This window comes from Haloarchaeobius caseinilyticus (assembly GCF_051207395.1).
Lineage (GTDB): Archaea > Halobacteriota > Halobacteria > Halobacteriales > Natrialbaceae > Haloarchaeobius.
On the sequence record NZ_JBPJZC010000003.1, the window covers coordinates 226,371 to 246,102 of the forward strand.

At 64.5% G+C, this 19,732-nt stretch carries 19 protein-coding genes; 9 read left to right on the forward strand and 10 right to left on the reverse strand.

Going from position 1 to position 19,732, the window contains the following annotated elements; genetic code table 11:
* Positions 1–61: 61 nt before the first annotated feature.
* A complete protein-coding gene (locus ACSC1P_RS13785; protein ID WP_435360765.1) occupies positions 62–961 on the reverse strand; it encodes a 1,4-dihydroxy-2-naphthoyl-CoA synthase in 900 nt (299 codons plus the stop codon).
* A gap of 110 nt (positions 962–1,071) precedes the next feature.
* On the opposite strand from ACSC1P_RS13785, the gene ACSC1P_RS13790 reads away from it, so the two are divergent.
* The 6 genes from ACSC1P_RS13790 to ACSC1P_RS13815 all read left to right on the forward strand — a co-directional run bounded on the left by ACSC1P_RS13790 (position 1,072) and on the right by ACSC1P_RS13815 (position 6,415).
* The gene (locus tag ACSC1P_RS13790) at positions 1,072–1,482 is read left to right on the forward strand and encodes a hypothetical protein (protein WP_435360766.1); all 411 of its coding nucleotides are present in this window, start codon (positions 1,072–1,074) and stop codon (positions 1,480–1,482) included.
* Between the two features lies 1 nt (position 1,483).
* Positions 1,484–2,167: a DUF7546 family protein gene (locus ACSC1P_RS13795; RefSeq protein WP_435360767.1), complete on the forward strand. Its 684-nt coding sequence runs from the start codon at positions 1,484–1,486 to the stop codon at positions 2,165–2,167.
* A complete protein-coding gene (locus ACSC1P_RS13800; RefSeq protein ID WP_435360768.1) occupies positions 2,154–3,566 on the forward strand; it encodes a hypothetical protein in 1,413 nt (470 codons plus the stop codon). Before ACSC1P_RS13795 ends, ACSC1P_RS13800 begins: the two co-directional genes overlap by 14 nt.
* Before the next feature lie 2 nt (positions 3,567–3,568).
* A complete protein-coding gene (locus tag ACSC1P_RS13805) occupies positions 3,569–3,910 on the forward strand; it encodes a DUF7410 domain-containing protein (protein ID WP_435360769.1) in 342 nt (113 codons plus the stop codon).
* On the forward strand, positions 3,907–5,127 hold the full coding sequence (locus ACSC1P_RS13810; RefSeq protein WP_435360770.1) for a hypothetical protein: 1,221 nt from the start codon (positions 3,907–3,909) through the stop codon (positions 5,125–5,127). Before ACSC1P_RS13805 ends, ACSC1P_RS13810 begins: the two co-directional genes overlap by 4 nt.
* Before the next feature lie 88 nt (positions 5,128–5,215).
* The gene (locus ACSC1P_RS13815) at positions 5,216–6,415 is read left to right on the forward strand and encodes a PAS domain-containing protein (protein ID WP_435360771.1); all 1,200 of its coding nucleotides are present in this window, start codon (positions 5,216–5,218) and stop codon (positions 6,413–6,415) included.
* A gap of 21 nt (positions 6,416–6,436) precedes the next feature.
* On the opposite strand, the gene ACSC1P_RS13820 is transcribed toward ACSC1P_RS13815, so the two are convergent.
* The 3 genes from ACSC1P_RS13820 to coxB all read right to left on the reverse strand — a co-directional run bounded on the left by ACSC1P_RS13820 (position 6,437) and on the right by coxB (position 10,439).
* Positions 6,437–6,706, reverse strand: a complete 270-nt coding sequence (locus ACSC1P_RS13820) for a cytochrome C oxidase subunit IV family protein (protein WP_435360772.1) — start codon at positions 6,704–6,706, stop codon at positions 6,437–6,439.
* Between the two features lie 11 nt (positions 6,707–6,717).
* A complete protein-coding gene (locus ACSC1P_RS13825; protein WP_435361511.1) occupies positions 6,718–9,366 on the reverse strand; it encodes a cbb3-type cytochrome c oxidase subunit I in 2,649 nt (882 codons plus the stop codon).
* Positions 9,367–9,548: 182 nt separating this feature from the next.
* The gene (gene coxB, locus ACSC1P_RS13830) at positions 9,549–10,439 is read right to left on the reverse strand and encodes a cytochrome c oxidase subunit II (RefSeq protein WP_435360773.1); all 891 of its coding nucleotides are present in this window, start codon (positions 10,437–10,439) and stop codon (positions 9,549–9,551) included.
* Positions 10,440–10,683: 244 nt separating this feature from the next.
* On the opposite strand from coxB, the gene ACSC1P_RS13835 reads away from it, so the two are divergent.
* The 3 genes from ACSC1P_RS13835 to ACSC1P_RS13845 all read left to right on the forward strand — a co-directional run bounded on the left by ACSC1P_RS13835 (position 10,684) and on the right by ACSC1P_RS13845 (position 13,635).
* Entirely contained in the window at positions 10,684–11,352 is a 669-nt protein-coding gene (locus ACSC1P_RS13835; RefSeq protein WP_435360774.1) for a bactofilin family protein, read from the forward strand.
* Between the two features lie 138 nt (positions 11,353–11,490).
* Positions 11,491–12,579, forward strand: a complete 1,089-nt coding sequence (locus ACSC1P_RS13840; protein WP_435360775.1) for a M48 family metalloprotease — start codon at positions 11,491–11,493, stop codon at positions 12,577–12,579.
* A 90-nt stretch (positions 12,580–12,669) separates the two neighbouring features.
* Positions 12,670–13,635 carry a transcription initiation factor IIB gene (locus ACSC1P_RS13845; RefSeq protein ID WP_435360776.1) on the forward strand — a complete coding sequence of 322 codons (966 nt, stop codon included), beginning with the start codon at positions 12,670–12,672 and terminating at the stop codon, positions 13,633–13,635.
* Positions 13,636–13,747: 112 nt separating this feature from the next.
* On the opposite strand, the gene ACSC1P_RS13850 is transcribed toward ACSC1P_RS13845, so the two are convergent.
* The 6 genes from ACSC1P_RS13850 to ACSC1P_RS13875 all read right to left on the reverse strand — a co-directional run bounded on the left by ACSC1P_RS13850 (position 13,748) and on the right by ACSC1P_RS13875 (position 19,663).
* On the reverse strand, positions 13,748–14,218 hold the full coding sequence (locus ACSC1P_RS13850; RefSeq protein ID WP_435360777.1) for a DUF7522 family protein: 471 nt from the start codon (positions 14,216–14,218) through the stop codon (positions 13,748–13,750).
* A 97-nt stretch (positions 14,219–14,315) separates the two neighbouring features.
* A complete protein-coding gene (locus ACSC1P_RS13855) occupies positions 14,316–15,854 on the reverse strand; it encodes a 2-isopropylmalate synthase (protein ID WP_435360778.1) in 1,539 nt (512 codons plus the stop codon).
* 135 nt (positions 15,855–15,989) lie between these two features.
* The gene (locus tag ACSC1P_RS13860; protein ID WP_435360779.1) at positions 15,990–16,943 is read right to left on the reverse strand and encodes a hypothetical protein; all 954 of its coding nucleotides are present in this window, start codon (positions 16,941–16,943) and stop codon (positions 15,990–15,992) included.
* Positions 16,944–16,991: 48 nt separating this feature from the next.
* On the reverse strand, positions 16,992–17,339 hold the full coding sequence (locus tag ACSC1P_RS13865; protein WP_435360780.1) for a DUF192 domain-containing protein: 348 nt from the start codon (positions 17,337–17,339) through the stop codon (positions 16,992–16,994).
* Between the two features lie 80 nt (positions 17,340–17,419).
* Positions 17,420–17,716 carry a NifU family protein gene (locus ACSC1P_RS13870; protein WP_435360781.1) on the reverse strand — a complete coding sequence of 99 codons (297 nt, stop codon included), beginning with the start codon at positions 17,714–17,716 and terminating at the stop codon, positions 17,420–17,422.
* Positions 17,717–17,752: 36 nt separating this feature from the next.
* On the reverse strand, positions 17,753–19,663 hold the full coding sequence (locus ACSC1P_RS13875) for a sensor histidine kinase (RefSeq protein WP_435360782.1): 1,911 nt from the start codon (positions 19,661–19,663) through the stop codon (positions 17,753–17,755).
* Positions 19,664–19,732: the final 69 nt, after the last annotated feature.

The window sequence follows — 19,732 nt, forward strand, 5'->3', positions numbered from 1 at the left end:
GGACCAAACGCTTTCGGGTTCTGTTTCGATTCCGTGTCACTTCGCGCGACCACGTCCCGACTCAGTAGTGCCACTCGTAGTCGTCGAACTCGGGGTCGCGCTTCTCGACGAAAGCGTCGCGGCCCTCTTGCGCCTCGTCAGTCATGTACGCGAGGCGGGTCGCTTCGCCTGCGAACACCTGCTGGCCGACCATACCGTCGTCGGTCGCGTTGAAGGCGTACTTCAGCATCCGGATGGCGGTCGGCGACTTCGAGTTGATGCTCTCGGCCCACTCCAGTGCGACCTCCTCCAGTTCCTCGTGTGGGACTGCTTCGTTCACCATGCCCATGTCTGCCGCTTCTTCAGCGTCGTAGGTCTTCCCGAGGAAGAACACTTCGCGGGCTTTCTTCTGGCCGACCTGCTTCGCGAGGTAGGCCGAGCCGAAGCCGCCGTCGAAGCTGGCAACGTCGGGGTCGGTCTGGAGGAACTTCGCGTGCTGTTCCGAAGCGAGCGTCATGTCGCAGACGACGTGGAGCGAGTGACCGCCACCGACGGCCCATCCCGGCACGACGCAAATGACCGGCTTCGGGATGTGGCGGATGAGGCGCTGGACTTCGAGGATGTGCAGGCGGCCCGACTTCGATGCGGATTCCTTCTCGGCGTCGTCGCCCTGATACTCGTACCCCGACCCACCACGGACGCGCTGGTCGCCGCCGGAGCAGAACGCCCAGCCGCCGTCTTTCGAGGACGGGCCGTTGCCGGTGAGCAGGACACAGCCCACGTCAGTCTGGCGCTTCGCGTGGTTGAGCGCCCGGTACAGTTCGTCGACCGTCCCCGGACGGAACGCGTTGCGCACGTCGGGCCGGTCGAACGCGATGCGGACCGTGCCCGAGTCGACCGCGCGGTGGTAGGTGATGTCGGCGAAATCGTCGGCGAGGTCGATGGGTTCCCAGCGGTCCGCGTCGAAGAGTTCAGAGACCATGTCGAGTGGGTCCGGCCGGGGCGGAGAAATAGGTTCCCGTCGGCGGCGAACCGCAGTCCGAGACCGACGATATTTTTAAAGGCCCTCCTCGCCAATTGACAACTATCAACATGGCAAGTCTTATCGGGGCATCGGTGGTGATGGGTGTCTTCCTCGTCGGGGTCCTCGTGTACCTCAACGCGCACAAGATGCGCAAGTACACCCCGATGGCGAAAGACGGCGAACCGCTGTACCGGCGCCTGTCGGGGAGCCTCACCGTCTGGATCCTCGGCTTCATCGCCATCGTCGGTGGGTTGGCCGGCGGCGCCGTCGCCTACGTGAGCGTCTCGCCAGAGCAGCAGGGGTTGGTCGCGATGGCTCTCGGCGGCCTGCTGGCGCTGATCCTCGCGGGGTGGGTGTTGTTCGGCACGTACCGGTCGGGTCGCAACCGCGGCCTGCCGAGCGCAACCGCAGCGATGGTGAGCGCGTGGGCGTTCGGCGCACTGTTCACGCTCGCCGTCGCGGTGAAGCTACTCCTCTGAGATGGCGTCGAACGCGGCGACGCAGACGGGCGATGGGCTGCCGAGCGAGCGAGTGCTATGGTTCGCGCTACTCTGTTCGCTCGAACTGTTCGTGGTCGTCGCCTATTTCCAGCTGACGAGCGCGACGGTCACGTCGATTCGGTACGTCCTCTACCCGTTCGTCTGGATAAACCTCGGTGTTGCTGCCGTCGCCACCACGCGACCCTTCTCCGCGCCGCGTCGACAACGACTGGTCGCCATCGCGGTCGCAGTCGGCTACTTCCTGCTGCTGGCGTGGCTCGTCGGCATGGTCCGCGTCCATCCCGGCGGGAGCGCCCACGGTCCGGTCGGCCTCTCGCTCTCGCTGCCGTCGCCGGGTTGGGGGCCCACCCTCACGTACGCGAGCGAGCACGGCCACCTCGCGCTCGTTCCGTTCCGGGTCGTCGGCTACCTCGCGCTGGCCTACCTCGTCTACGCGACGGTGCTCGACTCACTGGCGGCGACGGCGACCGGCCTCGTGGCGCTGTTCTCGTGTGTCAGCTGTGCGGTCCCACTCCTCTCGTCGCTGGCGACGAGTACGGGGGGGTCCGCGGCCATGCTGACGACCGTGTACACCTACGGCATGGACGTCTCGACGGCGGTGTTCGTCGTCGCACTGGCGCTGCTGTACTACCGCCCGGGGGTGCGTGCTCGTGAGACCGAGTGAACGGTCGGCCCGGGCGCGTCTCGTGTTGACCGCCGTCGCCTGTGTCTTCACGATGACGCTCCTCGCCGACCCGGTGCTCGCCCACATGGGCTCACTCGGCGGACCGCTGACCTCGGTTCCAGTTCCGTTCTGGCTCGTCGTCCTCACCGGTGGCGGCATCATCGGTGCGTCGTTCCTGTTCACGAGCTTCGCCACCGACCACGAGTTCATCCGGTGGATAAACGCACTCGGCGTGCTGGTACCCACGCCAGCGTCGGTGTGGCGCGCAGCCGTCACTGGCCTCAGCGTAGCCAGTGTGGCGATCCTCCTCCTGTTCGTCGTCGTCGGCTTCGTCGGCCCGACTGACCCCACCCGAAACCTCGCAGTCGTCGGTATCTGGGCCGGGTGGTGGGCTGGTTACACCGCGTCGGTGTACCTCGTGGGCGACACGTGGTCGGTCGTGAACCCGTGGCGAACCATCGCGGGCGTCTTCGGCAGTCTCGGCGGGCGAGAACTCACTGACCTTCCGGTCTCCTCGGGTTGGGTTGCTGCACTCGGCCTGCTCGCGATGGTGTACCTCGAAGTGATCAGTCCGCTGGCGTCGGTCCCCTCGCTGCTCGTCTGGGTCGTTCTCGCCTACTCGGTGGTCACGCTCGTCGGGGCCATCACCTACGGCGATTCGTGGTTCGAGCGCGTCGACCCGATATCCCGCGTGTTCCGAACCTACGGTCGACTGGCACCGGTTCGTCGCATCGACGGTCGCCTCTCGGTCGGCCTGCCGGCAGGCGTCCTCGCCAACGATTACGACGACGCGGTTCGGGGTGACGTGGTGTTCGTCGTCGCACTCGTCTGGGTGACGACGTACGACGGCCTCGTCTCGACGGCTTCGTTCGACGGCTTCGCCCGCGCCATCCTCGGGTCCGACCCGCCCATGGTGCTGGCGTACCTGCTGTACCTCGTCGTCGCCATCGCTGGATTCCTCGCGTTCCTCGGTATCTACCGGCTCGCCGCGCGAGTGTCCCGCCGGACTGCCGGCAGCTTCGTCTCGGTGTCAGTCATCGAGCGCCGGTTCGTCTGGGCGCTGGTCCCCATCGCGGCGGCCTATCACCTCGCGCACTTCCTCGGCTACTTCGTCACGTTCGTGCCGACGTTGACTGGCATCGCGGCGAACCCACTCGCCCCACCGCCGTCGCCACAGATCGCCGTGTTGCCGGACTGGTGGGGCGGTGTCCAGCTCGCTCTCGTCATCCTCGGCCACCTCGTCGCTATCTGGGTGGCTCACGCCATCGCGTTCGAGACCTTTACTGGCAAACTCCAACCCATCCGGAGCCAGTACTCGTTCGCCGTCGTCACCATCTGCTACACGATGACCAGCATGTGGATAATCGCGCAGCCGTACTCGCCGCCCCCGTTCCTCTGACCATGGCTACAATCGATCCACACTCCGAGGAGGTATCGCCCACCCAGACAGCGACGGCTGACCAGTCGACGGGTCGAGACACGTCGACCACCCTCGACGCCGACGAGCAGCCGGCCGCAACCTGTGACCACTGTGGTCGCCCGTTCCCGACCGAACATCTACACGCACTCCACCTCGGAGACCGCCACGGTGACGACCTCAACCCACACGAGCAGGCGGCCTACGAGGCTGCACAGGACGAGGAGACGGACGAACTGTTCCTGTTCCACCTCAAGGTCATCGCCGCACTGGGTGGGCTCTACGCGATACTCGTGCTGGTGTACATGGTGGTGCTGGCACTATGACGGTCTCACGCCCCGGTCTCGCCGACTCGACGACCCGACGCACTATCACGACACTCGTCGTGGCGATTGCGAGCCTCTCGGCCGTCCCGTCGGCTCAAGCCCATCAGGGAACCGTCCACGCAGGCGTGCCACACTTCGTCCTGCTCACGCTGTTCCTACTCGGAGCAGCCATCCTCGGCGTGGTCGTGGTCCTCGACCGGACCAGCACTGGCCTCTCCACGCGGGCCGCAGGACTCGCTGTGGCCGCCGGTACCGTCCTGACGGCGCTCGGCGCGGTCGGACTGGTCGAGATACAGGTCGAACCCATCACGAGCACGCCTCTCCCACGTACGTTCTACCCCGCACTGACGTTCTTCGCCGGCATGGCCATCGCCACCGCGAGCGTCGTGCTGTACAACACCCGCTGGGGCGACCACCACGCGTATCCACTGCTCGGCGCAGTGCTCGGCTTCTGGGTCGCCTATCCGGAGCTCGTCCCCCACGGAACCGTCTTCCACCCGCTGGGCTACGCACTCGTCCTCGCCCTTCCGGTCGTCCTCGGCTACGTGGTCTGGACCGAGGTGTGGCCTGCAATCGGGGCCACCGACCGTCGCGCCCGACTCGTCGGCAGCCTCGCCGGTCTCGGCTTCGCCGTCTTCTTCGCCGTCTCTTCGGGCCTGCTTTCGGTCAATCCCGACCAGGTCCCACAGGCTGGCGGCGAATCGTTCGTCGTCGTCACCGAGTTCGCCAGTCCGCTGGTGATGTGGCCAGCCGTCGAGGCGTACTGGCCGTCGGTACCCCTGTTTACCGCCCTCTCGGTCGGCACGGCGTTGATTCTCACGATACTCGCGGGACTCGTGGGGCTGAACGCGACGCTCGGGGCGGCCGTCTGGCTCGCCCGGGACGACGCAGACCCGGAGCCGACGCACGAGTCCGAATCGGCGGCGACCGACGGTGGCGTGACGCCGACGGACACCGCAGCGTCGAGTTCGGTTCGAGGCGTCGCCGGCACCATCGCCACGACCGGTGCGACTGCCTGTTGTTGCTGTGCCCCCGCGTTCTACGGGATTGCGAGTGCGGCGTTCGGCGCTTCCGCGAGTCCGCTCTACTGGGCGTTCACTGACCCTGACTCGCCGCTCGCGACGGTGTTCCTCGTCGGGGCTATCGCGCTGTTGACGGCGAGTGTATTGTCGCTGGCGACGAACGTTCGAGACACCTGCGTGGGTGTCGACAACTGACCGAGTGTCAGACCTGGTGACGGAGTTTGGGCCACCGAGTTAAGCCCGTTCGTTCCCTCCTTCTTGCATGGACTTTGGTCGGAGCAGTGTGTCACTTCACTCACTCATCTGTTCGATGGCTGATGGGGGTACATTCCTGGGACGACAGCCCGCCGACCCGATTCGTGTCCTCCACGTCGACGACGAATCCGCGTTCGGCGACCTCGTCACGGCGTACCTCACGGAGGCGGACTCCGAGTTCGAGGTCGTGACCGAGTCGAGTGCGAAAGCCGGGCTCGACTATCTCGACACCGCGCCCGTCGACTGCATCGTGAGCGACTATCAGATGCCGGAGATGGACGGGCTCGAGTTCCTCGTCGCGGTTCGCGAACAGTATCCCGACATGCCGTTCATCCTGTTCACGGGGAAAGGGTCCGAAGCAGTCGCCGGAAAGGCCATCGAACGGGGCGTGACGAACTACCTCCAGAAGCGCGGTGGGAGCGAACAGTACACCATTCTCGCCAACAGAATCGAGAACGCGGTCGCCAGAAATCGGGCCGAGAAACACGCGAAACGAAGTCTCAGGGCACTGGAGACGGCGACAGAAGGCATCGCCATCCTCGACGAGACGAAACACTTCATCTACGTGAACGACGCCTTCGAACGACTCTACGGCTACGAGCGCGGCTCACTCGTCGGCGAGTCGTTCTGTATCCTCGAAGGCGACAACAGGACGGTGAACGATCAGCTAGAAGCGCTCCGGACCCAGCACGACGACACCGACCGGTGGCGAGGCGTCGTAACCCACGTCGGTGAAGGTGGAACACCGGTCGAGGTCGAACTGACCGCCACCTACAGCGAACCCGAGCAATCGTTCGTCTGTACCGTGCACGAACGAACGGACGCAGCACGGTTACAGTCGGAACTCTCGCTGAAAGAGCGGGCCATGGACGCCGCGCCCATCGGCATCGTCATCACCGACTCGAACCAGCAGGACAACCCGATACTCTACGCGAACGATGGGTTCTCTCGCCTCACCGGGTACGACCGCGATACCGTCGTCGGTCGGAACTGTCGGTTCTTACAGGGTGAGGACACCGACACGGAGACCGTGGACGCTCTGCGGACGGCGATTGCCGAGGAGCGGTCACTGACTGTCGACCTGTTGAACTACCGAGTCGACAAGACGCCCTTCTGGAACCGAGTGAGCGTCGCACCGGTCTGTGACGACGGTGTCGTCACCCACTACGTCGGATTCCAGCAGGACGTGAGTGAGTTGAAACTGGCACAGCAACAACAGAAGGATTGAGTCGGAACGAGGCTGGTTTCGCTACAGTATCGAGTACGATGCTGCGACAGTCAGTGCGACTGCTGCGAGTAACCCCATCAGTATCATCGTCGTGACCGACCGCGGTTCGTCGGTGAGGTGCTGGTACCAGCCGGCGACGACCGCCGCCTTCGCGAACGACATCAACATGATGACCGCGAAGGCAGTCCAGTACGCCGTTTCGAGGTAGCCGAGCATCTCTACCACTACCTGCGCCGTCGCGAGGACGAACAGGACCACGTATATCACCGTGTACAGTTTTAGTTTTGACATTTTTGGTCACCTCAGAAGATGTAGAACAGCGGGAACAGGAACAGCCAGACGATGTCGACGAAGTGCCAGTACAGCCCGAAGTACTCGATGGGTTTGTCGTCGTCGAGGTAGGCCCCGTGCCACGCCCTGTAAATCATCCACAGCGCGATGACGAGGCCGATGATGACGTGCAGGCCGTGGAGCCCGGTCGTTACGTAGAACGTCGTCGACGCGATGTTCGTCGAGATGTCCCAGCCCTGTGGGAACGCCTCGGAGTGAATGTGGAACAGGTGCAACCACTCCATTCCTTTGTTGATGAGGAACGCGATACCCAGCACGACCGTCGTCGACATCGCGGCGATGACGCCGCCACGACTCCCGCGGTCGGCGGCGACGAGCGCCAGCACGATGGCGAAACTGCTCGTGAGCAGGATGTACGTGTTGATGAGCCCGGGCAGGACGACGTGTTCCGCCGGGATGAGGTCGTGGTGCCAGTCCGCCCAGCCGTAGGCGACGCGCGAGAACACGAACGCGCCGATGAAGGCACCGAACAGCACCACGTCTGAGGCGAGGAAGATCCACACCCCGAGTTTCGTGTTCTCGACGCCGACGAACGGCCACGCTTCGCCGATACCGCCTTCGGGCCCGTGGAACGGTTCCGTCGTCATGCCGAACAGGCCGCCACCAAGGACGACCAGTCCGACGCCAGTGAGGCCCATATAGACGGTCCCAGCCATGCCCGCAGCGAAACTGCCACTATCCAGCCCGGACAGGCCAAACAGGAGGAAGAACGCGCCGACGCTAATCACGAACGGCCAGATACTCGCGTGGTCTTCGTGTTCTTCCTCTTCGTGGATGGCTGGCTCGGTACTCGCCGGTTGCATCGCGGTTGCGGTGCCGCCGTCAGTCGCGGTGTCGCCGCCACCGCCATCGCCGCTATCACCACCGCCGCCGCCACCACTTCCGCCACTCCCGCCGCCGCCGCTACCGATACTACCGCCGCCACCGCCGCCGCCACTACCGCCGCCACCGTCGTCAGTGTCCGTACCGCCATCGGTCACGGGTTCGCCGCCGTCGGTGGCCGTTTCACCGCCATCGGCCGTCGCCGTGCCACTGCTGCCGGTCGTCACGCCTTCGAACTCGAGTTTGCCGCTCTCGTAGCTCGGCGTGCCCGGGAAGTTCTCCAGCGGCGGCGGCGAGGAGACGGTCCACTCGGCGGTCGAGACGTAGCGCCACGGGTCACCAGCGGCGTCTTCACCGTTGAACAGACTCGTGAACAGGTTGTAGAACATCACGAGGAACGACGACCCGAGCAGGAACGCCCCGATGGTCGATAGCTGGTGGAAGCCCGTGAGTCCCGGCGCGTACTGGAAGACACGCCGCGGCGTCTCCCACGCGAGGAACATCGGGAAGTAGAGCAGATTGAACCCGACGAAGTACATCGCGAAGTGGACCTTCCCGAGGAACTCGTCGTACATCTTCCCGCTCATCTTCGGGAACCAGTAGTAGAGGGCCGCGACCAGTCCCGTCACGCCGCCGACCATCACGTAGTGGAAGTGGGCGACGACCCAGTACGTCCCACGAAGCGTGTAGTCCAGCACGACCGCACCGAGGAACACGCCGGTGATGCCGCCGAGGATGAACAGCACGAGCGCGCCGAACGCGAACAGGAAGGGGGTCTTGAAGCGTATCTTCCCCTTCAGCATCGTGTAGATGAGCGCGAAGACCATCAGGTCGAACGGGAGTGAGATACCGATGGTGGTCGCCATGAACAGCGTCTTTATCTGGAGGTTGATGCTCGTCAGGAACATGTGGTGCATCCAGACGACGAAGCTCTGGATGGCGACGAGCAACATCGAGCCGATGAACCACTTCCGACCGACGATTCTGCGGCCACAGAACGTCTGGAAAATCTCCGCCATCGCGCCGAGTGCGGGGAAGAAGACGATGTACACCTCGGGGTGCCCGAAGAACCAGAACAGGTGCGCCCACAGCATCGAGCCGCCGGGACTCGTCGCCGCGAAGTAGGTCGTCCCGAGCAGGCGGTCAGACGAGAGCAGCATCAGCGCTGCGAGCAGGGCCGCGAACGCGAACAGCATCATCCACACCGTGAGGAGGATACTCCACGTGAACAACGGCATCTTCCGCAACGTCATTCCCTTCGCCCGCATGCGATGTATCGTCGTGAGGAAGTTCACCGAGCCGACCGTGACGGAGACGACGAACAGTAACAACGCCAACACGGCGGTCGAACTCCCGACTTTCGGTGTGTACACTGGCAAGTTCAGTGGGGCATACATCGTCCACCCACCGGCGAACGACCCACCCTGGAAGAACGAGACGGCGACGAGGATGCCCGACGCCAGATAGAGCCAGTACGACAGCGCGTTCAGTCGCGGGAACGCGAGGTCTTTCGCGCCGATTTGCAGCGGCACGACGTAGTTCGCGAAGCCGAAGGCGAACGGTGAGAGGAACCAGAACACCATCATCAGCCCGTGGATGGAGACGGCCTGGTTGTACGCGTCGGCCTGCATAATCTGTGCTCCCGGCGTCCACAGTTCGAGGCGGAACAGGAGCGCGAGTACGCCGCCGAAGACGAGGAAGAACAGGGCTGTCACGGTGTAGAGGATGCCCACGTCCTTGTGGTTGGTCGTGACGAACCACCGCTTGATAGAGTACATCGGCGGTAGGCCGTGTTCCTCCGCGTGGTCGTCGCTCGGCGGAAGCGGCAGGTCGTCGCGACTGACTATCGCCCCACCGTCGGCCGACTTCGTGCCGCCGTCTGGCAGTGTCTCGCCGTCGGCTGGCGGTCGGTCGCCGTGCCTATCCGGGTCGGTACGTCCATCGGAGTCGTGTGCGTCGGTCATGCGGAGAAGGCCCTCGCCTGAAGGTCTGCGTTCACGTGTGCGATACTGCTCGTGGCGGCGATGTCACCGGGCCGCGACAGGTCCTCGCTGCCGGTCGTGGTGGTCGTCGCGTTGCCGGAACTGCTGCCGTTTTCGGTCTGGTTGCCGGACTGATTCTCACTCTCTGCGGACTGGTTCGCGTACCACTGCTCGAACGCCTCCGGCTCCATGACGACCACCTCGCCGGTCATGTAGGAGTGGCCTGCGCCGCAGAGTTCGTAACAGACCGCCTGATAGGTCCCCGTTTCGACCGGCCCGAACCAGGTTTCGGTCGTCTGTCCGGGGATGGCGTCGGTCTTCGTCCGTAACGCTGGGACGCCGAAGTTGTGGAACACGTCGCTCGACGTGACTACCAGCCTGACCCGTTGGTCCGCCGGTACCCGGAGCGTGCCGTCGGTCGTCACCCCGTTCTCGTACTCGAACTTCCAGCCGAACTGGTAGCCGGTGACGTTCACGCGCATCTCTTCGGCGGCGTCCGGGTCGGACGGACTCGCCGCGGCAGTCGGTGGACTCTCGACGAACAGCAACGCGGTGTACGTCCAGAGGATGAGCGAGAGGACGATGATGGCACTGATACTGAACGAAAGGAGCAGTTTTCGCCCGTGACCACCACCCGTCGGCACCTCACCCAAGATTGGGCGACCCTCCTCGTACTCGTCACGCTCCCCACGCCCCTCGTGGTCTCGGTACTTGTAGGCGTTCCAGACCATGTACCCGAGCACGACGACGCCGACCAGCGTGCCGAGCGCGAGGAACACGATGAAGATCTCGTCGAAGATTTCGACCCGTGTTCCGCGTGGGAACAGTCCGTCCGCCCCGCCTGTTTGTAGTGGCAGTTCCCCGTACATCGGAATAGCTAACAATCCGCAGTCTGCCCATATATGTGTTGGGGGCACATACCACACCACTGTGTAGCATATTTACTCCATTAGGATTATAAGGGTGAGTGATAGTCCGACTCGTGACATCAGCGGGTTCACCGTCCGCGTTAGCATGGCCTATAGCCACCTTCGGTACACCCACGCGGTTGGACATTCCGCCCGGAGTTACTTCCAGCTTATCTCGCCAGGGAATCTATGTACAGTGATAACCATGAACACAGCTGTCTTGCGTAGGAAAGTTCTCACGGTACTCGGTACTGTCGGCGGTGTCGCACTCGTCGGTAGACGCACGAGTGCAGAATCGAGCCGACAACTCGGCGGCGTCGAAGCCGAGGACGACCCGTGCGGAGACTCGACAGAGGCCAGCTACTGGACTGTCACGAGAGATGTGGCGACGACGACCGTCACGAGCGACACGGATGCTGACGTAACCTCAGACGGCGACCTCTACGTCACCAGTGGTGTCACTATCGAGGGCGACGTGTTCGCCGAACGACACGTAATTCTCGAAGACGGGACAGAAGTCGAAGGCGACATCGTCGCTGGGGGTGCCGTCGTCACCGGTTCCGACGTGGAGGTCGACGGCGACGTACTCGCAGACGGTGACGTACTGCTGGGTGTCGACCTCGACGGTAGCCGTGCGGCGTTCGAACAGGGAACCCAGATGGACGTGGCGAACGTGGTTCGCGGCGCTGGCGTGGAAGTCGAAGGGGACGTAACGACGCGCGGGACGGTCCTGTTGAGTTCCGAGAGCGTCGTCGAGGGTGACCTGACCACGGACGGCACCGTGATTCTCGCAGAGAACGCCAGTGTGGAAGGCGACGTCTCGGCAGAGACGGTCGACCAGGAGCCGAGCACGACGGCCGATGGTGACTCCTGAGGTTTCACTCAGCGTAGCACCCGAGGCTGATTCGGCGTAGCACCCAACTGCCGTCAGAGACGTTTTATTTTCGAGAAATCCCGACAGACACCCCAATAGTGGTAACATTCAACAACACAGCAGTCGAACCTTCGAACAGTGTCTCTGGTCCTCGGTCTCCTCGTCCACCTCCTCGTTGCGGCCGGCTGGTACGTGGCCGTTCGCTACGTCGCCGCACGACTCCTACAGCAGCAGGTGCGGGAGCCGGTCACGGCAGTTCGACTTCGTCATTTGCGGCGTCTCGGCTACACCGTCGCGCTCGTGGTGAATCTCTTCCTCGCTAGCGTCGCCGGCACTGCGCTCGGCTTACAGGCGTTCTTCGCCGACCTGCCACAGGTCCTCGCGCCGGTCGTCGTCGGTGCTGGCGTGTTCGTCTTCGCCGTGCTCCCCTCGATTACGGCCACGGCCCTCGCCGTCGCACCCTACCGCGGACAGGTCCGCCACTGGGTAATCTCGGCGGGGTTCGTCCTCTGGTGGGTCGTCGTCCGTGCAATCGCGGTCACGGTCGTCATCGCCACCATCGTCACCTTCGTCCGGGTCGTCCCGAGTGGCTGGCCGCGAATCGCCGGGGCCCTCGCCGTCGTCCTGCTGAGCGTGGCGCTGTCGCCGCTGTCGCTCTCGGTCGGACTGCGAACGAGAGAGCCGACCACGGCCGAACGAGCACGAATCTCGCACGTGCTCCCCGACGGCGTCCGCCTCAGAGTCGTCGACCCGCGGACCAGAGTCGGCTGCGCGTTCGCCGCGGGCGTCGTCCCCGGCTTCCGGTACGTCTTCCTCACGGAGACAGTGTTCGAGTTGCTCTCCGACGACGAACTTGCGGCCGTCGTCGCCCACGAAGTCTCCCATCACCGCCGAAACCACGTGGCGATGCGTTTCGGGCTAGTCGCACTGCTGGTCGTCCCGATGCTCGTCGCCGTCGAGTTCGGCCTGACCGATATCGTTCGCCTCGTCGGTTTCGGTATCGTTCCCTACGCCGTGTTGTGGTTCTGGACGCTCCGGCGCACCGAGTTCGTCGCCGACCGGGACGCCGCTCGCGCGGTGAGCCACGACGCGATGGTTCGCGCACTGGAGGTGTTGCTCGACCGGAAACTCATCTTCGAACCAACCGGCACGACCACCCGACTCCTCGACGTTCACCCGGCCGTCTCGGACCGTATCGACAAGCTGGAAACTCCTGCAGACACATAAGTTTTGCCAAAAGGCTTATATTCTGATGTCGGTTACCTCCGGTTAGCAAGAAGCGTCCCGACCGAAGGGACTCCTTGCCCTCCCCCCACGATGTCCGACACACGAATTCGCACCTACAGTGCAGAGACAGAGACGACCCCGTCGGAACGCGAGACACAGACGTGTCCGGAGTGCAGCGGCCGCCTGATGAACGACGAAGAACACGGTGAGACGGTCTGTTCACAGTGTGGCCTCGTCGTCGAGACCGACAGCATCGACCGCGGACCGGAGTGGCGCGCGTTCGACAGCAGCGAAAAGGACAAGAAGTCGCGGGTCGGCGCGCCGACGACCCAAATGATGCACGACAAAGGCCTGTCGACCAGCATCGGCTGGCAGGACAAAGACGCCTACGGGCGTGCACTCAGCAGCCGCCAGCGTCGCAAGATGCAGCGGCTTCGAACCTGGGACGAGCGCTTCCGCACGCGAGACTCGAAAGAGCGCAACCTGAAACAGGCGCTCGGTGAAATCGACCGGATGGCCAGCGCGCTCGGCCTGCCCGAGAGCGTCCGCGAGACGGCGTCGGTCATCTACCGCCGCGCCCTCGAAGAGGACCTGCTTCCCGGGCGGTCCATCGAAGGCGTCGCCACGGCGTCGCTGTACGCCGCGGCCCGACAGGCTGGCACGCCGCGTTCGCTCGACGAAGTCGCCGCGGTCAGCCGCGTCGACGACATGGAGTTCAAGCGGACGTACCGCTACATCGTCCGCGAACTCGGCCTCGAAGTCCAGCCCGCCGACCCGGAGAGCTACGTCGCTCGCTTCGCCAGCGACTTAGACCTCTCCGACGAGGCAGAGATGCAGGCGCGCGAACTCCTCCGGACCGCCAAAGAGGCGGGCCTCCACTCCGGGAAGTCGCCCGTCGGCCTCGCCGCCGCTGCCGTCTACGCCGGGTCGCTGCTCGTCAACGAGCGCGTCACCCAGAACGACGTGAGTTCGGTGGCGAACGTCAGCGAAGTGACCATCCGCAACCGCTACAAGGAACTGCTGGAGGCGGCCGACGCGACACAGTCGCTCGGCTGAGACCCTGATTTCCCCGGTTTTGACCGTCAGTTAGAATGGCATGCCGCCACGTAGACGCATCACTTTCCAGTACAGTCGTGCGAATCTGAGAACGGTACGCCACCGATTGCTCTCACTGCTTGCTCTTCGACTCGACGCGCACGTCGTGTGCCGCGACGACCTCTGGGACTTCTGTCGCGATTTTGTCGCCCGCGTTCAGGTTCGTCGTGACCGCGACGCCCGTTCGGTCGTCGAGCGGGATTCGGGCGAGTAGGCCGTCGTCGAAGCCGGTGACGACGAAGTTGAGTTGACCGAGTTGGACGAGCGATTCTTGATACGCGTCACCCATTCGTGCGTCGAGACAGAGGTCGGATGCGAGCGCGTCGAGGCCGTTCTGGTCGTACTGCTCGCGTACCGTCTCGTGAACGTAGTGCAGTTCGAGGACGTCTTCGTTGTACAGTGCGACCATGCTCAGGTCGGCCCCCAGAGTCTCCCGTAACTGCTCGACCACGCCGTCAGTTTCGTCGGCGATGCGTTTTCGCGGACGGGTCTCGTCGGCGAATTGCGCCCGCGCCGGCGTCTGTGTCGGACTGTCGTAGCTCATCCCACAGAATACTGTTGTAGGTTCTGGGATAAAAAACCGTGCAGGTCGGTCGCGCCGACTGGTCGGTACATCGCCGTCGTCATCATCGCCATCCTACTCAGTCGTCTGCTGGGACCGCTTTCTCGTTCGACTCGGCGAGGAGTCGGTCGAGCGCGTCGACCATCGCACTCACGCTGGCGCGGGTGATGTCCGCGTCGCTGTGGGCGACGGTCACCGAGCGGTCGCCACGGGCCATCGTCACTTCGACCGTGACGACGGCGTTCGTCCCGCCGGTCACGGCGTCGACGTGGTACGAGGTCAGGTGAGCGTCCTCAACGTCGAGGAGTGCGGAGCGGACCGCGGAGACCGCGGCGTCGACCGGCCCGGAGCCGGTTCCGCTGGCGACTGTCTCCTCACCGTCGACGGCCAATCGGACGCTCGCAGCCGGGGTCGAACTGCCAGAGGTCGCGGTGACTTCGAGCAGTTCGACACGGCGCTCGCGCTCGTGGTCCGTCTCGTCCTCGGCGATGGCGAGCAGGTCCGAGTCGGTCACGCGCTTGCCCCGCTCGGCGAGGTCTTTCACGCGAGCCACGACCCGGTCCAGTTCGTCGTCGGTCGCCGATACGTCGTACTCGGAGAGGACCGCGCGCGCACCGGCACGGCCCGTGTGCTTCCCGAGGACGATGCGCCGTTCGCGCCCGACCTGTTCGGGCGGGTACGGTTCGTACATCCGGTCGTCCTTGAGCGTCCCGTCGGTGTGGATGCCCGACTCGTGGGCGAACGCGTTCGCCCCAGTCACGGCCTTGTTCGGTGCGGGGCGGACGCCGGTCGTCCGAGAGACGACCTGCCCGAGGTCGGCCAGTTTCGTGGTGTCGAGGGTCTCGACGCCGTAGACGTGCTGGAGCGCCATCACGACCTCTTCGAGTGCGACGTTGCCCGCGCGTTCGCCGACACCGTTTACGGTCGCGTGGACGAGGTCGGCCCCCGCGTGAATCGCGGCGAGGGCGTTCGTCACGCCCAGGCCGAGGTCGTCGTGGGTGTGCGCACTCGTCGGCCCGTGCGCCGCGAGCGTCTCGACGACTTCCGCGGTGCGCTCCGGTCCCGCGTGGCCGACCGTGTCGGCGTAGCAGACACGATTTGCACCGGCGTCCATCGCGGCCGCCGCGAGGTCGTCGAGGAAGCCGAGGTCGGCGCGGGAGCCGTCCTCCCCGATGACCTCGACCCAGAGGCCGTGGTCTTTCGCGTACTCGACGAGTTCTGCGGTGTTCGTCAGCACAGCCTCGCGCGACGACCCGACTTTCGTCTCGACGTGGCGGTCGCTGGCCGGGACGACGAGGTTCACGCCGTCCACGTCACAGTCGAGCGCGCTGTCGATGTCGCCCGCGAGACCGCGAGCGAAGCTCGTCACCGTCGCGTCGAGGTTCTGCGACGTGACGCGCCGAATCGTCTCGCGCTCGCTCTCGCTGGTGCAGGCGCTACCCGCCTCCACGAACGAGACGCCGGCCGCGTCGAGCGCGGTTGCTACGTCTACTTTCTCCTCGGGCGTCAGCGAGACGCCGGGTGCCTGTTCGCCGTCACGAAGCGTTGTGTCCAGGAATCGTACGTCAGAATCGGACAGCTGTGTGTGTTCGGGGGAACCCCCGAATAAATCGGTCACCGGTCATTGTGGTTGCCAACAGAGTGGAGGGCCGGGAGTGGTATAAGGTGTCACCGTCCGACAGGTGCGTCTGTCGGACGTGCAAGAATTGCCCGAGAACGAGTGACGGGTGGACTGGCCGTCACCCGTCCGTCGTCAGTAGTCGAGAACTGACCCGGTCTCGTCCTGCATCGACGCGAGGTAGTCGTCGCCGTCGTACGTGACCAGCCAGTTGTGCCTCCCACTGGCTGGCTCGAAGTGGATGTGTTGCTGGAACGAGTCGACCAGCCCCTGATAGGCGTCCGATATCGGGTCGTCTTCGTGGTAGCCCAGGCTGTCGTCGCCGCCGTCGATAGCCGTCAGCAGTATCTCGCGCTGTCGCTCAGAGAGCGACCCGGAGTCCAGCGTGAACCGATACTGCCGACGAAGCGACGAGAGGTGCGCACTCGTCGTGGTCTGGTCATCGATGGCGTACTCGAATCGGTGCCACGTCTTCGACGTTTGCCACTTCAGCTCTAGTCTGTAGTCCCTCCCTTCGAAACGGAGGTAGTCGTAGCCAGTTTCGAGTGCTTCGGACGCCGAAGTGGGGAGGAGCGTCGTGTCATCGTACGCCTCGTCGGGTGGGAAGACGCGCGATTCGCTCGTCGATTCACCGTTGGCGTACTCGTGCATGAACGTCAGGTCGAGTTCTTCGAACAGTCGGCGTTCGACCTGAGAGAGGTCTTCGAACGGGAGGACCGACGCGTCCTCCGGCGCTGGTTCGTCAGGGTAGTAGTTGACCGTAACCTGATACCCATCTCGTGTCTCCGTTCCGACGTTCGTCGTCTCGACGGTCGAGACACTGTCGCCGTGGCTGAGCTGTGTCCCGCCCGAGAGTTCCGGGTTGTCGGAACGCGAGAGGTACGTCGTCGACTCGTCGGCGAGGAGTCGATTGGCTACGATGCGGCGGCGACCACGCAACTCGGTCGTCTGCATCGTCGTCCACTTGCGGAGGGAGTCGTCATCCGCCTCGGCGAGGTCGAGGTACAGGTGTGGGGGAGGATGGCCGCAACCGGCCAGTCCGATGGAGAGGGCGCCGGCAGTGGCGGCGAGGAACCGTCTTCGATTCACGCCGAAAATGTCCCAAAGCTTGGATGAAAGTCTTGTGGTGGGTGGCGGCTACTCTCGCAACGTGACGATGTCGCCTTCTTCGACGTCGTCGGCCGCACCTGCCGGGAGTTCGACGAGCGTATCCGCCGTCCCACGGCCGAGGCCGACCCACGAGCGCAGGCGCTTCTTGTGTACGACTTCGTCGCCGACGAGCCAGAGGGCGTCGATGGGGAACGGGACGAACAGCATGTGCACGTCGCGGGATTTCGGCTGGTCGAAGCGAAAGACGAGCGCGTAGTCGTCGGGAATCGACCGCCGGAACATCAGCCCCTTCGCTCGCGTGAGCGTGGAGTCTGCCGTCTCGACGGTGCCGGCGAGCGAGCGGGTCGTGTGGCCGTCACTGTGGACCAATCGCACTGCCTTCGCTTCGACTGCTGCCGATAAAGTGGTTGGCTTCGTATCGAAAGCTGTGCCGTGGTGCGTTCGCGCTGTGGCGGTCAGAACGGCACGTCGGAGAAATCGTCCTGCATCGGACCGGCTTCCGCGCCGACGCCGGTTTCGACCGTCACGTCGGTGAGTTCTGGGAACTGCGAAAGGAGCCGAGAGCGAACCGCCGAGATGGTGAGGTCAGAGATGCCACAGCCGTCACAGGCCCCGGTGAGGAGCACCGTCACGGACCCCTCCTCGGCGTCGAGGTGAGCCACGTCGTAGCTCCCGCCGTGGAGCTCTATCTGCGGGAAGTTCCGCGCCAGGAACTGGCCGATACGGTCTCTGAGCGCGTCCTCGTCGGTCATGACTTGTCGCTGGGTACTACGAGGGGATAGGCCTTCTCACTCGCGGTCGGTCGGGTCGTCAGTACTGGTGCTGTTCGTCGCTTCGTCGAAGCCATCGGCGCGGTCTGCTCGCGGGAGTTCGACGACGAACACCGCGCCACGCGGGTCGTTGTCCTCGACCCAGACCGACCCGCCGAACTCCGTGACGATGAGGTCGACGAGGTAGAGACCCATCCCGGTGCCCGGACTGTCGAGTCCCTTCTCGCCCTCGCCGAAGATGACCCGCTTTTGCTCGTCTGGGACGCCCGGCCCATCGTCAGCGACGCGGAATCGGACCGTCTCCGGGCCGACATCAGCGGAAACGACGACCTTGGGGTGCTCGCGGTTGCTGTGCCTCACCGCGTTCCCGAGCAAGTTCCGGAACACCGACGAGAGCATCTCGGTCGCCACGACTGGGGGACACGCATCGTCGTCGAGGCCCACGAAAGTGGCCGCTGGCTCCTTCTCACGGAGCTTCCACAGTTCAGACTGTAAGACGTCACAGGGGTCGACTGGCTTCGCTGGCATCTCGTCCTCGCCCGCGATGGCCGTGGCGAGGTCGGCCGCGACGTGCGTGAGGTCGATGACGTGCTGGCCCGTTTCCAGGACGATGTCGAGTCGTTCCTCGCCCTCGGGGTCGTCGATGTACTCGCGGAGCAACTCACCCCAGCCGAGGACGACGTTCGCGTCGTTTCGGATGTCGTGACGCAACACCCGGTTGAGGACCGCCAGTTGCTGGTTCTGCCGGGCGAGCCGACGCTCCCGACCGACGCGGTCGGTCACGTCCTGTGCGAGACCGACGACGTTTCGACTGCCGTCGGGCGCGTCCCACTCGAACAGGCGGAACGAGAGCGTCATCCACCCGTCGTGAACCGGAACGTCGAGTTCGACTTCTTCGAGGTGGCTGTGGCCTGCCAAAATCTGTTGGACGGCATGGTGTAGGTCGCCGAACTCTTCAGCGAACTCGGTGTCGCCGACGGCTTCGAACCGGTGCACGAAGTCGTCGAGTGAGTTGTCGACCAGTTCGTCGGGCGACCGGCCGAACAACAGGTCGCTCCGCGTGCTCACGAACTGGAGCGTCTCCGTCTGGTCGATGACGAACGCCACGTCTTCGACGTTCTCCACGATTGCCTCGTACCGGGCCAGTTCGCGCTGGTGGGTGATCTGCGCCGTGACGTCCGTACTGATGCTCATGACGGCCTCGACCGATCCGTTCGGGCCGAAAATCGGGGCGCTACTCACGGAGACGTATCGGGGCGGCTTGCCGGGTGCATCGACGCCGTAGACCTCGCCCTCGACCGGTTCTCCGGTCGCTAACACCCGCGGCACGGTTCGGTCTTCCATCGGCACTGGGTCGCCCGACCGGTCCGTAATCTCCCAGAACGGGTCGGTGTACTGTCGGCCGACCAGTTCGGCTGGGTCGACGCCGAGATTTCGCCCCAGCCGTTCGTTGGCGAAGAGTATCTCGCACTCTTGGTCGACCACGACGACGGAGTTCGGCGTGGTTTCGAGCAACCGCTCGAACAACTGTGCGTACTCGCCCGTCTCCAGAATCGCGCGCTGGCGCGTCACAGAGTCCGTGATTCGCGCCGCCAGTTCATCGTTCGACGCCTCGGACGAAAGCGGGACGTACTCCGTCGTTCCGGGCGTCGACCCGTCACCAGCCAGTCGGTCCGAGCCGTCGACTGCCCCGACGAGGAACGGAAGCGACGGCTCCCGTGCGCGAACTGCCTCGAGTAAGCCGAACACGTCACCACTGGCCGGGTTCGTCGGACTGACTATGCAGTCGACAGCGTCCAGCGCATCGAGGAGCGCCGACCGGTCGGCCGGGCGGACCACCTCGAACCCGTCTTCGTCCGTCAGCAGCGTTCTCGGTCCGGTACCGTCTGCGCTGGGCGGGACGGCGACGACGAGACGCGAAGCATCCATCTTGGTGAAGAGACAGCCGAGTGGCACTTGAGCGTGCTGGCTCTGCCGAGAAACGTTCATGGCGACCGT